Raw genomic sequence first — 14,871 nt, 5'->3', positions numbered from 1 at the left:
CGGCGCGAATATGCGGCGCATTGGCGCCCGGTGCGCGGGGTCGGCGCCATGAGTGCAGGCTCGGGCCCGTCGGTTACGTCATCTAGGCCGGATCGAGCCCACACCGTTCCCCACTTGGCCCCAGTTGACGCTTCTGCGCATCTGACATGCGATTTTGCAGGTCACGACCGGGTTGCGCGACGCTCCCGCAAGGACCTCAGGCCACCGGGAGTGGCAGATTAGGCGGCAAAACACGCCTCCGATACCCCAACAATGGGTCAAAGTGGGGGATTGTGGGGTATGGTGGCTGAAGTGTTTGGGTGAGTCGGAGCCGCTCTAACTGGAGGTGCCCCAGGTGTTTCTTGGCACCTACACGCCCAAACTCGACGACAAGGGCCGGCTGACGTTGCCGGCGAAGTTCCGCGACGCGCTGGCTGGAGGGTTGATGGTCACCAAGAGCCAAGACCACAGCCTGGCTGTCTACCCGCGGGCGGAGTTCGAGCAGCTGGCGCGGCGGGCCAGTAAAACGTCGCGCAGCAACCCGGAAGCCAGAGCATTTCTGCGCAATCTGGCGGCCGGTACTGACGAGCAGCATCCCGACAACCAGGGCCGGATCACGTTGTCCGCGGACCATCGGCGCTACGCCAACCTCTCCAAGGACTGTGTGGTGATCGGAGCCGTCGACTACCTCGAGATCTGGGATGCGCAGGCCTGGCGTGACTACCAGCAAGCCCACGAAGAGAACTTCTCCGCGGCCAGCGATGAAGCACTCGGCGACATCATCTGAGGAGCATGCCCGTGCATCGTGGCCTCTGCCCGAACCGACCCTGGCGTACTTCCCCAACGCCAGGTTCGCGACTTCGGACAGGGACCCGGGTGCAAGGGCAGCCGTCCGCCGGGTAGGACGGGCGCGAAGCCAGGACTGCCAGAGCCGGGGAGGTGGTGCGGTGGCTGACGGTCCAGAAGATTTCGGCCATGTGCCCGTCCTGTTGCAACGTTGCGTCGAGTTGCTTACCCCGGCGCTGACCCGCCACCAGGCAGACGGTTCGGAGGCGGTGCTGGTCGACGCCACCATCGGCGCGGGTGGGCACGCGGAGCGGTTGCTGACCGAGTTGCCGGGCCTGCGGCTGATCGGACTCGATCGCGACCCGGGCGCACTGGATATCGCCCGAACCCGGCTGGCGCCCTTCGCCGACCGGGTCACGCTGGTGCGCACGCGGTATGACGACCTGACCGCAGCGCTAGCCAAATCCGGTTATGGCGCAGTGGAATCGGTCGATGGGGTGCTGTTCGATCTCGGCGTCTCGTCGATGCAGCTCGATCGCGCCGAGCGGGGCTTCGCCTACGCCCGGGACGCGCCGTTGGACATGCGGATGGACCCGGAGTCACCGTTGACCGCGGCCGACATCGTCAATACCTACGACCAGGCCGCGCTGGCGGACATCCTGCGCCGCTACGGCGAGGAGCGGTTCGCGGTGCGCATCGCCGCGCATATCGTCCGCCAGCGTGCCCGCGCCCCGTTCACCTCGACCTCCCAACTGGTTGACCTGCTCTACCAAGCGATTCCGGCTCCGGCCCGCCGCATCGGCGGCCATCCGGCCAAGCGCACCTTCCAGGCGCTGCGCATCGCCGTCAACGACGAACTGAACTCGCTGCGCAGCGCGATTCCCGCGGCGATGGAGGCGCTGACCGTCGCCGGGCGCATCGTGGTGCTGGCCTATCAGTCGCTGGAGGATCGAATCGTCAAACGCCTGTTCGCCGATGCGGTCGCCTCCCGAAGTCCCGCGGGTCTCCCGGTCGAACTCCCCGGCCATGAGCCTCGATTCCGGTCGTTGACGCGCGGTGCGGAGCGCGCGGACGCCGCCGAGATCGAACGCAATCCCCGCAGCGCTTCCGTGCGATTGCGGGCTCTGCAACGAGTTGGGAAGGGCGACTCATGAAGGCGAAGCGCGAGACCATCGAACGACGCAGCGGCGAGCGCCGGACCGGACGCGACGGTTCTGCTCGGAAACGCATGGCCACACCGGAAGAGTCGACAAGGACGCGGCGCACCCGAACGCGGTCAGGCAAGACCTCGGCTCCCGCCCGCGAGGCCAGGGGGTCGAGACCTGGACCTCAAACCAGCCCGATATACCGACCCGTCGAGCGGCCGGTCCGGCCCAAGAGCACCAGCCAGGCAAAGGCACGGGCAAAAGCTCGCAAAGCCAAGGCGCCCAAGGCTATCCGGCCGAAGCTGGCTGAGCGTTTGGCTGCCCGGTTGTCGGCGATCGACCTGCGGCCACGCACGCTGGCAACCAAGGTTCCATTTGTGGTGCTGGTTATTGGTGCTCTCGGTGTCGGACTGGGCCTGACGCTGTGGTTATCCACCGCCTCCGCCGAGCGTTCCTATCAGCTGAGCCACGCCCGCGAGCGGACCCGGATGCTGCAGCAGCAGAAGGAGGCGCTCGAACGTGATGTGCGCGAGGCGGAGTCCGCGCCGGCGCTGGCAGAGGCGGCACGCAAGCAAGGCATGATCCCGACTAGGGATACCGCCCATCTGGTCCAGGATCCGGACGGTAACTGGGTGGTGGTCGGCACCCCCAAGCCGGCCGACGGCGTACCGCCGCCGCCACTGAACACCAAGCTGCCCGAGGCCGGTCCTCCGTCGCCACCACCGCCCGCGCTTCCCCCGGAGGTCCCCGTTCGGGTGACGCCGGGTCCGGGCGATCCCCCGCCACCGGCGCGGTCCGGACCCGAGGCGCTGCTCCGCGCTCCAGACGGCGCGTCGACGCTGGGCGGTCAGCATCTGTCGCAAGCGGCTCCTCAGCTGCCAGGTCTGCCCGGCAGACAGGTTCCCGGGCCGCTCCCGGGGACGATGCCAACGCCGGGCCTGCCCGTCCCGGGTGGCACCGTTCCCGCCCGGGTGCCCGCCGAACTGCCGGTTCCGATAGGCGGGCTGCCGGTCCCGATGCCTGCCCAAGTGCCCGCGCAGGTACCCGCGGAGGTGCCGATCCCGCTGCAACCCGGGATGGCCCCCCTGGCCCCCCAAGCGGTGGGCCCAGCGATACCGATGGCTCCGGCGTTCGCCCCCGCTCCGGCTAACGGCGAACAGTTCGGCCCGGTCACCGCAGCCGTGCCAGGGGCGCCACGGTGAGCCGAGGCCCCGCGAGGCGGACCCGCCCGTCGCAGTCGCCGCGGCCGGCGCCCGGTCCGCGCAGGCCAAATGACGCGGCGGACGACCGGCAACCCAAGCGGCGGCGGAATCCGGACAAAGCGCAGCGGGCCCGAGAAGCCCGGGAACCCAAGCGCTTCCGGACAGCCAAGGAGGCCAAGGAGTCCCGGGCCACGGCGCGCTCCGACGCGGTGCCCGCCGGCCATTCGGCGCACCAGCGCCGCACCCGGCAGGTGCTGGAAATGGGGACGCGCGGTGCCTCGTTCGTCTTCCGGCATCGCGCCGGCAACGCGGTCATCTTCGCGCTGATGCTGGTGGCAGCGACCCAGCTGTTCTTCCTGCAGGTGTCGAACGCTTCGGAGCTGCGCGCCCAGGCCGCGGGACAGCTCAAGGTCACCGACGTCGAAAGAGCCGTCCGCGGCAGCATCGTGGACCGCAACAACGACCGTCTCGCATTCACCATCGAATCTCGCGCACTGACGTTTCAGCCCAAGAGGATCCGCCAGCAATTGGAGGAGGCCAGGAGGAAGAGCGCCGCGGCCCCCGATCCGCAGCAGCGGCTGCGCGACATCGCCAAGGAGGTCGCCGGTCGGCTGAACAACAAGCCCGACGCCGCGACCGTGCTCAAGAAGCTGCAAAGCGACGAGCCGTTCGTCTATCTGGCGCGCGCCGTCGACCCGGCCATCGCCAGCGCGATCTCCGATAAGTACCCCGAGGTCGGTTCCGAGCGGCAGGACCTGCGCCAGTATCCGGGCGGATCGCTGGCGGCCAATGTCGTCGGCGGCATCGACTGGGATGGTCACGGGCTGCTGGGCCTTGAGGACTCGCTGGACGCCGTGCTGTCCGGAACCGATGGCTCGGTCACCTACGACCGCGGGTCCGACGGCGTCGTCATCCCCGGCAGCTATCGCAACCGGCACCGGGCGGTCAACGGTTCCACCGTCCAGCTCACCCTCGACGACGACATCCAGTTCTTCGTGCAGCAGCAGGTGCAGCAGGCGAAGAACCTGTCCGGCGCCCACAATGTGTCGGCGGTCGTGCTCGACGCCAAGACCGGCGAAGTGCTGGCCATGGCCAACGACAACACCTTCGACCCGTCGCAAGACATCGGGCGTCAGGGGGAGCGGCAGCTGGGCAACCCGGCGGTGTCCTCCCCGTTCGAGCCCGGCTCGGTGAACAAGGTCATCACCGCGTCCTCGGTCATCGAGTACGGACTCTCCAACCCCGACGAGGTGCTGCAGGTTCCCGGCTCGATTCAGATGGGCGGCGTGTCGGTGCATGACGCCTGGGAGCACGGCGTGATGCCCTACACCACGACCGGCATCTTCGGGAAGTCGTCCAACGTGGGCACGCTGATGCTGGCGCAGCGAGTGGGCCCCGAACGCTTCTACGACATGGTCCGTAGGTTCGGGCTGGGTCAGCGCACCGGTGTGGGTTTGCCCGGTGAGAGCGCCGGGCTGGTGCCGCCAATCGACCAGTGGTCGGGCAGCACATTCTCGAATCTGCCTATCGGCCAAGGTCTTTCGATGACCCTGCTGCAGATGACGGGGATGTACCAGGCCATCGCCAACGACGGGGTGCGGATGCCTCCGCGGATCATCAAGGCCACCATCGCCGCCGACGGCACCCGCACCGTTGAGCCGCGTCCCGACGGCATCCGGGTGGTGTCGGCGCAGACCGCGCAGACCGTGCGCCAGATGCTGCGCGCCGTCGTGCAGCGTGACCCGATGGGCTACCAGCAGGGCACCGGGCCCGCGGCCGCGGTGCCCGGCTATCAGATCGCCGGCAAGACGGGGACCGCGCAGCAGATCAACCCCGGCTGCGGCTGCTATTTCGACGACGTCTACTGGATCACGTTTGCCGGGATGGCCACCGTCGACAACCCCCGCTACGTGATCGGCATGATGATGGACAATCCGCAGCGCAACGCGGACGGCACGCCGGGGCACTCGGCGGCCCCGCTGTTCCACAACATCGCCGGTTGGCTGATGCAGCGCGAGAACGTCCCGTTATCGCCCGACCCCGGGCCGCCACTGGTCTTGGAGGCCACTTAGCCTAGGGCCTGTTCGTAAACGTTCACGCGGCCTGCTGGAACGGTGTCGGCTCGCTGGCGCGGGGGTGTCCCCATTGCGGTTGGGGCGGCCTTCGCCGAAGATCTGCCGTCGCGCGAACTGAGTCTGAGCGAAACCAAGGTGCTGGCCTTGCTGGTCAAGCCAGAATCCCGCCAAACGCTATGCAGCACTTGGGATCTCACCGATTGGCAGGGAAACCCATCAGGATTGGTTTCACCGCGCGCAGCGCGCTGGAGCCAGGATCGGAGGGCCGCGATCACCTGGTCGCACGCGCGATGAACTGGCGGGCCGAACTCAAAGGCCCGGTGGTTCCGGCCCACGACCGGCGCAAAAATTCCTTGACGGGCTGGCACCGGCAGGAGTTCACCGGGCACTCGTCGACCTGAACATCTGGACCCCGCTGGAGTGGCTCGACGAGCCCTGCCACTTCCATGACAGGCGAGCCAACGCGCCCGACAGGCCCCGCGTGCACCCCGACGACCACGAGCTGATCGCCGTGATGACAAAGGAATTCGCTGACGGAGCAACCAGCGGCGTATTGCAGCTGCCGGGGTGCGACACTGCCTGGGCGCCGGTGCATGTCACTGTCAACCCGCATCGAACTTGAGCCCGAGAGCTCGGGACACACCACTAGCCACCTCCACCTGAAAAACCTCTCCGGTGGCTAACGCCGATGCCCAGGTTGGAAGCGCCCGAGATGTTGCCGCTTAGTTTCGAAAACCCGAGCCGGAGGTGAGCCGTCCAACGGATTGGTGTGAACCATCCCGAGAGTCCCGAGCCGTTGTTGGCAAAGCCCGAGTTACGTCCAGTGCCGGCGTTTGAAGAGGCCCGACGAGGGCGCGGTGTCCGAATTGAGATACCTGGGCCCCAGTGGGCCGTCGCAACCAGCGATCGTGGCAGGCGGCGTAGAGCACGCGGATCTGAACCCCCCCAATAACATGTTGCCCCCAGGGTCGGTCACCGCCTGCCGGGAAGCCGCACCGCCCGCGGGTGTTGCAGTGACGTCGACGCAGGAACCAGTTAGGAAACCGCGAGGAATTTCTGCTCCCACCCGTCTAGCGGGTTGGAGTCCCCCGGCTTCAGCCGCGGGGAGGACGTCGAGTATCGGTGCCACGTCGACTTGCGCCGTCGACCTGGGTCGAGGTGGTTAGCATTTAGTGCGACCGAGGAGCGCAATGTGGGTGAGTTGCTGCCGCAGGGCACCGTGACGTTGCTGTCGGCCGATGTCGAGGGATCGACGCGGCTCTGGGATGCCCACCCCGAGGAGATGGGCGGTGCGGTCAAGCGCCTTGATGAGGCGTTGGCAGGCGTGATCGCCGCCCATGGCGGGGTACGGCCGGTGGAGCAGGGTGGCCATGACAGCGTTGTGGTCGCGTTCACCCGCGCCTCGGATGCGGTGGCCGCCGCGCTGGATTTGCAGCGAGCGTCGCTGGCCCCGATCCGGTTGCGCATCGGCATACACACCGGTGAGGTGCGGCGGGGCGACCAGGGCGACGATGCCGGTCCGACCATCACCCGGACGGCACGCCTGCGCGATTTGGCGCATGGGGGCCAGACGTTGTTGTCGGGTACTGCCGAGAGCCTGGTGCTCGATCGGCTTCCCGTGGGGGCGTGGTTGGTTGATCTGGGTACGCATCGGCTGCGTGATCTGCCGCGCCCCGAGCCGGTGGCCCAGTTGTGTCATCCCGATCTGCGTGTGGAGTTCCCACCGTTGCGGATGAGCGATGACGTTCTGGCTCATGGTTTTCCGGTGCATTTGACCCGCTTTGTGGGGCGCGGTGCACAGATCAGCGAGGTGCATCAGTTGGTGGCCGAGAACCGGCTGGTGACCCTGAGCGGACCCGGTGGTGTGGGCAAGACCCGGTTGGCGGCCACGGTCACGGCTCAGGCCGCGGCGGAGTTCGGCGGTGCGTGGTTTGTGGACTTGGCGCCGATCACCGACCCCAATCTGGTGCCGATCACGGTGGCGCGCGCGCTGGGCCTGCACGATCAGCCCGGCCGATCCACGAGGGACACCGTGCTGCGGTTCCTCGGCGGGCGTCATGCCTTGCTGGTGCTGGACAACTGCGAGCATCTGATCGAGGCGGTCGCGGACTTGGTGGTGGGCCTGGTGGAGGCGTGTCCGGGGGTGCGGCTGTTGGCGACCAGTCGCGAGCCGATCCGTGTTCCGGGGGAGGTCAGTTACCGGGTGCCGCCCCTGTCGGTGGCTGACGAAGCCATCCAGATGTTTGGTTCCCGGGCCTGCCAGGTACTGCCGGGTTTCCGCCTCACCGAGGACAACGTCGCGGTGGTGACCGAAATCTGCGAACGCCTCGACGGTTTGCCGCTGGCGATCGAGCTGGCGGCCGCGCGGGTGCGCGCGCTATCGCTGGCCGAGATCCTCGATGGCCTACAAGACCGATTCCGGCTGTTGACCGGGGGCGGGCGCACCCTGTCGCGGCGTCATCAGACGTTGTTGGCCTCGGTGGATTGGTCGTATGCGCTGTTGACCGCGCCCGAACGGGTCTTGTTTCGCCGGCTGGCGGTGTTTGCGGGGTGTTTTTTCCTCGACGACGCGCAAGCGATCGCCGGTGGTGGTGATGTCCAGCGCTATCAGGTGCTCGACGAGCTTACGTTGCTGGTCGACAAGTCGCTGGTGGTGACCGAGGACCGGGGGGGTCGAACCAGCTACCGGCTGCCGGAGACGATCCGCCACTACGCCCTGGAAAGGCTCGATGAGGCCGGCGAGGGCGATGTTGTGCGTGCGCGTCACCGCGATCACTACACCGCGCTGGCGGCCCTGCTCGACGACCCGGGCTGCATCGACTATGGGCAGCGTCTCGACCATGCTGAGATGCAGATCGACAATGTGCGCGCCGCGTTTGGCTGGAGTCGGCAGAACTCTGATGCCGAAGGCGCCTTGGCGTTGGCGTCCTCGCTCCTGCCGGTGTGGATGACGCGGGGCCGCATCCGGGAGGGCAGGGCGTGGTTCGACGCCGTTTTCGCCTCCGAGAGAGCCCACGCGGACGCCGGTGGGCTTGCGGTGTCGGCCGCGGTGCGTGCGCGGGCGCTGGCTGACCGGGCGTTGCTCGATGTTTTTGTCGACGCGGCCGCGGGCACGGGTCAGGCCCAACACGCGCTGGCGATCGCACGTGAGGTCGACGACCCGGCCCTGCTGGCCCGGACGCTGACGGCCTGCGGCTTGATCGCCGTGGCGGTGGCCCGCGCGGGGGTGGCAGCGGAGTACTTCGCCGAGGCGATCGAGCTCGCCCGCGCCCTCGACGATCGGTGGCGGCTGGCCCAAATACTCACCTATCGTGCGGTCGATGCGGTGGTGGCCGGCTGCCCGGTCGCGGCGTGCGCGTCCGCCGAAGAGGGACGCAGGCTCGCGGATGCGATCGGTGACCGCTACGACTCGCTTTGGTGCCGTTGGTGTCTCGGGTGGGCGCAGCTGGTGCGCGGTGAGTTGGGCGCGGCCGCAGCACAATTCCGCGAGCTGGTCGACGAGGCCGAGGCAGCGCACGAGGTCATGCACAAGGCGAATGGCCTGCAAGGCCTGTCTTCGGCCCTGGTCTTTCGGGGGGAGCTGAGTGCGGCTCGGGCGGCAGCGGATGCGGCCCTCACCGCGGCCGATCTGGGCGAGTATTTCGCCGGGATGGGCTATTTGGCGGCGGCCAAGGTCGCGCTGGCGTCCGGCGATGTGGCAGCGGCGAAGGACGCCAGCGCGGCGGCCTGGCAGAACATGAGTGTCGTCATGTCCCCGACGGCGGCGGCGCAGCGGGCGTTCAATGCCGAGGTTGCCTTGGCGGACGGGGACCTCGTGGCGGCCCGCCGCTGGTGCGAGGATGCGGTGCAATCGATGACCGGCCGGCACCTGACGGTGGCGCTGACGACGCGCGCCAGGATCGCGATCGCCGAGGGCAAGCGGGCAGAAGCCGAACGCGACGCCCATAGGGCGCTGGCCTGCGTGACCGAGAGCGGGGCGCACGTGGACGCCCCGGATGTGCTCGAATGCCTGGCAGGTTTGGCCGGCGACGCCGGCAATCACCAGGAGGCGGCCCGGCTTTTCGGCGCGGCCAAGGCCATCCGCCAGCGCTTCGGCTTGGTCCGCTACGCGATTCACCAAGCCGGATATGACCAGTCGGTAGCAGCGTTACGGGATGCGATGGGAGTGAGCGACTTCGACGTCGGCTGGGCCGAGGGTGCGGCGTTGTCGACCGGGGAGGCGATCGCATACGCCCAGCGGGGCCGCTCGTGGCGCAAACGGACGGCCACCGGTTGGGAGTCGCTCACGCCGACCGAGACCGACGTCGTGCGGCTCGTGAGTGAGGGATTGGCCAACAAGGACATTGCGACGCGGCTTTTCGTCTCACGTCGCACGGTGCAGACCCACCTGACCCACATCTATACCAAGCTCGGCATCACCTCCCGCGTCCAACTCGCCCAAGCGGCAGCTCACCGCACCGAGATACCGCGCAGCTGGCGGTGACAGCGGGGTCGCACCACCGATGTCCGCCGGCGTCGTGTATCCCCCGGCCGATCGATCTGGCCCGCATGACCCAGATTGCCGGACGCCGGGGCGGCCGTCGCCTACGACGACGTGATCACGCGTCGCCCGCTCGTTGGCGCAGGGTGGTACACCATGCCGGAGTTGGTGGACCTGAGCTGATGCCAAAGATCGCTGGGAAACGCCGTATGCGCCAGCAGTTCACGACGCGCCGCGGCGAGGTGCTTGGCCACATTGGGCAGCTTGTCGCTCAACGTGTCAAGCGTCTGGTCGTATTGGCTGGCAACGGAGTCGGCGTCGGGCTGATCGAAAATGCCGCGCAGCAGGGCGCGCACCCACGGCCAGGACGACTTCGGAGTGATCGAGCTGAGGCTGGTCGCGTAGTGCGCAATGCACCGTTGCCAGGCCGCACCTGGCAAGGCGGCGTCAATAGCGGTCACCAGACCGGTGTGGAAATCACTGGTCACCAGGGCCACCCCGGACAGGCCGCGGGTCACCAGGCCGTGGAATAGCTCCCGCCAGCGTGACTCGTCTTCGGCCGGAGATACGTGCGCGCCCAGGATCTCGCGGTAGCCTCCGGCGTCGATCCCGGTGACCACCGATAACTGCGCCTCCACGATGCGGGCTTGCGCGCGTACGGTGATGGCCAGTGCATCGATGGTGATGAACGGGTAGGGGCCGTGGAGCGGGCGGCTGCGAAGTGCCGTTACGGTTTCGTCGAGTTCGGCGGCCACCGCCGATATCTGCGGTGCGGACAGCTTCGTGACCCCAAGAGCTTCCGCCAGCCTCTCCACCCGCCGGGTGGATACACCCAGCAGATAGCAGGCGGCGACCACCCCGGTGAGCACTCGCTCGGCGCGCTCGCGACGCGCCAGTAGCCAGTCCGGGAAATAGCTGCCGAGACGCAGTTTGGGAATGGCCAGCTCGATCGTGCCGACGCGGGTATCGAACTCCCGACGTCGATAGCCATTGCGGCTGTTCGCCCGAATCACCGTGCGCTGGCCGTAACCGGCTTGACACACCGCGTCGGCCTCAGCGCTCATCAACGCCTGAATGAACGCCGAGAGCAGTCCGCGCAGCAAATCGGGGTCAGCTATGGCGAGTTGGTCTGCCAGCATCGCCTCGACGCCGATGAGACGGGGCTTGTTCATTGCTCGGACTCCTTTAAATCTCCTTCGGCGAGCACGCGATGGCCCTCAGGCCGGAGCCCGGAGGTCATTTCGGCGATGCGTCGGCAAACGCCGCTTGCGAACTAGCGAGGCAACAACGGCGCAGACGCTGCGCACCAACTGCGCAGAACCTTTACTTCGAACCAGGCGCTGCGCTTTCCACTGTGCGACGCGGGGCGAGGAGAGTCATCGGCCAAGGGACGTATATGTGGGCCGCGGGGGTCGCATATCATTCACGGGCTGTTGGCGGAAGCTACGCGGTTGTGCTGATGCCCGCGCGGTACGGGCGGCAGACGCGGGCTGCTGTTCGGCACGCAGGGCGCTGCGGGCGGCGACGGCTAATCTGTGACGTCTCGTTGCCCAGACAATTGGTAGGCGCGAATAGGCCGGACTTGGCGAGCTTGTCTCTGTGCGAATTTGTGATGGATTCGCTTGCGGCGTCGAGTTCGACTTTCCAGTCACTCAGCGCAGTCGTGCGCCAGTAGGCAAGTATGCAATCGCAACAACACATTATTCCTTGCGATGTCACCGGCAGCGTCGCGTTCACACCGGCCGCTGCGGACGACGTGAAGGGCTGGACGCCAGTATTTCTGGAGACAACTCTGTTTAACCGTCGGCCCAAGGTATGCCTCGACATTAAATGCATCCGTGGCGAGTTCTTCGCGCTTCCCGTTGTTGTGTCGTCGGGTAATGAACGTGCCTACTTTCGGGTCGCAGTAGTTAGCATTAGTGCGATTGAGGAGAGCGATGGGCGTGAGCGAGTTGCTGCCGCAGGGCACGGTGACATTGCTGTTGGCCGATGTCGAGGGTTCAACACGACTGTGGGAAACCCAACCCGAGGAAATGAGCGTCGCGGTCAAGCGCCTCGATGAAGTGCTGCGCGAGGTGGTCGCCGCCCATGACGGAGTACGCCCGGTTGAGCAGGGCGAGGGCGACAGCTTCGTGATCGCCTTCACCCGCGCGTCCGACGCGGTGGCCGCCGCGCTGGACCTGCAGCGAGCCACGCTGGCCCCGATCCGGTTACGCATCGGCGTGCACACCGGGGAGGTGCGGCTCCGCGACGAGGCCAACTATGCGGGTCCGACCATCAACCGGACCGCACGCTTGCGTGACCTAGCGCATGGCGGTCAGACCGTGCTCTCGGGTGTGGTCGAGAGCTTGGTCCTCGACCGGCTGCCTGATGGGGCGTGGCTGATCGATCTGGGGACTCATCCGCTGCGTGACCTGCCGCGCCCGGAGCGGGTGGTGCAGCTCTGCCATCCCGACCTTCGTGTCGAGTTCCCGCCGTTGCGGGCATCGGCTGAGACGCTCGCCCATGGTCTCCCGGTGCACCTGACGCGTTTCGTGGGTCGCGCCGCGCAGATCAGCGAGGTGCACCAGTTGCTGACCGAGAATCGGCTGGTGACCCTGACTGGCCCGGGCGGTGTGGGCAAGACACGGCTGTCGGCGCAGCTGGCCGCCCAGCTGGCGGGTGAATTCGGCGGCGCGTGGTTCGTAGACCTGGCGCCGATCACCGACCCGGATCTGGTGCCGATCACCGTCGCGCGGGTCCTCGGCCTGCACGACCAGCCCGGCTGCACCACGACGGACATCGTGGTGCGCTACCTCGGCGCACGGCGGGGCTTGCTGGTGCTGGACAATTGTGAGCATGTGATCGAGGCGAGCGCCACCCTGGTGGCGGCCCTCGCGGAACGGTGTCCGGGAGTGCGGTTGCTGGCGACCAGCCGGGAGCCGATCCGGGTGCCCGGTGAGGTGAGCTATCGGGTGCCGTCGCTGTCGTTGAGCGATGAGGCCATCGAGATGTTTGGCTTCCGAGCCCGGCGGGTGCGGCCTGATTTCCGCCTCACCGACGACAACGTCGCCGCGGTGACCGAAATCTGCGAACGCCTCGATGGCATGCCGCTGGCGATCGAACTGGCGGCCGCGCGGGTGCGGGCGCTGTCGTTGGCCGAGATCGTGGACGGTTTGCGTGACCGCTTCAAGCTGTTGACCGGCGGCACCGCGCGCACCGCGTCGAGCCGCCAGCAAACGCTGTGGGGTTCGGTGGATTGGTCGTACGCCCTGTTGACCGACCCCGAACGAGCCCTGTTCCGCCGGCTGGCGGTCTTTGTGGGCTGTTTTTTCCTCGACGACGCGCACGCGGTCGTTGGTGATGTGCCGCGCTATCAGGTTCTCGACGGGCTCACCCTGCTCGTCGAGAAGTCGCTGGTGGTGGCCAACGAAACCGCTGGCCGCACCAGCTATCGGCTAGCCGAGACGATGCAGCAGTACGCGCTGGAAAAGCTCGAGGAGGCCGGCGAGGTCGACGTTGTGCGTGCGCGCCACCGCGACCACTACACGGCGCTGGCCGCGCTGCTCGACAACCCCGGCGACGCCGAGTATGCGCGGCGCCTCGACCGGGCCGAGACCCAAATCGACAACCTGCGTGCCGCGTTTGCGTGGAGCCGGACAAATTCCGACACCGATCTGGCCTTGGGCCTAGCGTCCTCGCTGCTGCCGGTGTGGATGACGAGGGGTCGCATCCGGGAGGGGCGGGATTGGTTCGACGCCGTTCTCGCCGATGTGGACACGCGCCAGCTCGAGGTGGCGCCCGCGGTGCGCGCCCGGGCGCTGGTGGACAAGGCCGTGCTCGACGTCTTCGTCGACGCCGCGACGGGCATGGATCAGGCCCAACAGGCCCTGGCGATCGCGCGCGAGCTGAACGACCCCGCGCTGCTGGCCCGGGCGCTGACGACCTGCGGTTTGATCGCGGTGGCCGTAGCCCGCGCCGAGGTGGCAGCGGAGTATTTCGCCGAGGCGATCGACCTTGCCCGCGCCGTCGACGATCGGTGGCGGCTGGCTCAGATTCTTACCTTTCAGGCGATCGACGCGGTCGTGGCCGGTTACCCTGTCGCGGCGTGCGCGGCCGCCGAAGAGGGCCGCGACCTGGCGAGGGCGATTGGTAGCCGGTCCGATTGGTTGTGGTGCCGCTGGTGCCTCGGGTTCGCGCAGCTGATGCGAGGCGATCTTGCCGAAGCTACCGCTCAGTTCGGCGAGGTCGTGGAGGAGGCCGAGGCGGCTCAGGAAATCATGCAGAAGGCGAATAGCGTGCAGTTGCTGTCCATTGCCCTCGCATACCAAGGGGATGTGAGCGCCGCTCGAGCGGCCGCCGACGCTGCTCTCGATGCCGCTGACATGGGCGAGTTCTTCGCGGGTATGGGCTACTCGGCCTTGGCGACCACCGCCTTGGCCGCCGGCGATGTTGAAACGGCGAAGAACGCCAGCGAGGCCGCGTGGAAGATTTTGGGTTCGGTCATACCCCAGATTGCGGCGCCGCAGCGCGCGTTCAATGCCCAGGTTGCGCTGGCGGCCGGTGATGTCGCCGCGGCCCGACGTTGGTGCGACGAAGCCGTGCGCGCGTTGACCGGTCGGCATCTGATGGTGGCGCTTGCGACGCGCGCGCGGATCGCGATCGCCGAAGGCAAGCGCGAAGACGCCGCAAGCGACGCCCACAACGCACTGTGCTGCGCTGCCGACACTGGGGCATACGTGGATCTCCCGGACGTGCTCGAATGCCTCGCCGGGCTGGCCTGCGGCGCCGGCACCTATAGGGAAGGGGCGAGGCTTTTCGGCGCAGCAGAGGCGATCCGGCGCCGCATTGGCGTGGTCCGCTTCATGATCTATCAGGCGGAGTATGAGGCCGCGGTGGCGGCGTTGCGAGATGCGATGGACCGCAAGGACTTTGATGCCGCTTGGGCGGAGGGTGCGGCATTGTCCATCGAGGAGGCGATCGCCTATGCCCAGCGTGGCCACGGGTGGCGCAAACGACCGGCCACCGGTTGGGATTCGCTTACGCCGACGGAGTTGGACGTCGTGCGCCTGGTGAGCGAGGGACTGGCCAACAAGGACATCGCGACGCGGCTGTTCGTCTCACCTCGGACCGTGCAAACCCACCTGACGCACGTTTACACCAAACTTGGCTTCAGTTCCCGCGTCCAACTGGCCCAAGCCGCGGCCAGCCGCGTCTGAGCGGCA

The 14,871-nt window shown here is 67.6% G+C and carries 6 protein-coding genes and 2 pseudogenes; 7 read left to right on the top strand and 1 reads right to left on the bottom strand.

Annotated elements, in window-relative coordinates; translation table 11 throughout:
- Nucleotides 1-334: 334 nt before the first annotated feature.
- The 6 genes and pseudogenes from mraZ (at nt 335) to G6N24_RS10545 (ending at nt 9,670) form a co-directional block, all read left to right on the top strand.
- Nucleotides 335-766 carry a division/cell wall cluster transcriptional repressor MraZ gene (mraZ, locus tag G6N24_RS10570; protein WP_085161938.1) on the top strand — a complete coding sequence of 144 codons (432 nt, stop codon included), beginning with the start codon at nt 335-337 and terminating at the stop codon, nt 764-766.
- Entirely contained in the window at nt 741-1,919 is a 1,179-nt protein-coding gene (gene rsmH / locus G6N24_RS10565; protein WP_139822503.1) for a 16S rRNA (cytosine(1402)-N(4))-methyltransferase RsmH, read from the top strand. The genes mraZ and rsmH overlap by 26 nt, the downstream gene beginning before the upstream one ends.
- Entirely contained in the window at nt 1,916-3,112 is a 1,197-nt protein-coding gene (locus tag G6N24_RS10560; protein ID WP_085161887.1) for a hypothetical protein, read from the top strand. The genes rsmH and G6N24_RS10560 overlap by 4 nt, the downstream gene beginning before the upstream one ends.
- A complete protein-coding gene (locus G6N24_RS10555) occupies nt 3,109-5,184 on the top strand; it encodes a peptidoglycan D,D-transpeptidase FtsI family protein (RefSeq protein ID WP_085161888.1) in 2,076 nt (691 codons plus the stop codon). Before G6N24_RS10560 ends, G6N24_RS10555 begins: the two co-directional genes overlap by 4 nt.
- A 72-nt stretch (nt 5,185-5,256) precedes the next feature.
- Nucleotides 5,257-5,819: pseudogene (locus G6N24_RS10550) on the top strand (PAS domain-containing protein); the annotation flags it as partial.
- 560 nt (nt 5,820-6,379) lie between these two features.
- Nucleotides 6,380-9,670: a helix-turn-helix transcriptional regulator gene (locus tag G6N24_RS10545; protein WP_085161890.1), complete on the top strand. Its 3,291-nt coding sequence runs from the start codon at nt 6,380-6,382 to the stop codon at nt 9,668-9,670.
- Between the two features lie 161 nt (nt 9,671-9,831).
- On the opposite strand, the pseudogene G6N24_RS10540 reads toward G6N24_RS10545, so the two are convergent.
- A pseudogene (locus tag G6N24_RS10540) lies at nt 9,832-10,839 on the bottom strand (IS256 family transposase); the annotation flags it as partial.
- A gap of 771 nt (nt 10,840-11,610) precedes the next feature.
- Here G6N24_RS10540 and G6N24_RS10535 point away from each other — a divergent pair.
- Nucleotides 11,611-14,865: a helix-turn-helix transcriptional regulator gene (locus G6N24_RS10535; protein ID WP_085161939.1), complete on the top strand. Its 3,255-nt coding sequence runs from the start codon at nt 11,611-11,613 to the stop codon at nt 14,863-14,865.
- The last annotated feature ends 6 nt before the right edge of the window (nt 14,866-14,871 follow it).

This window comes from Mycobacterium lacus (assembly GCF_010731535.1).
GTDB classification, from domain to species: Bacteria; Actinomycetota; Actinomycetes; order Mycobacteriales; family Mycobacteriaceae; genus Mycobacterium; species Mycobacterium lacus.
Note: the sequence above shows the minus strand (reverse complement) of the source record. Positions and strands in the feature narration are given on the sequence as shown.

Bases quoted from the DNA above. Each gene is read 5' to 3' on its own strand.
- rsmH (WP_139822503.1), top strand. From the start codon at position 741: ATGAAGCACTCGGCGACATCATCTGAGGAGCATGCCCGTGCATCGTGG.
- G6N24_RS10560 (WP_085161887.1), top strand. From the start codon at position 1,916: ATGAAGGCGAAGCGCGAGACCATCGAACGACGCAGCGGCGAGCGCCGG.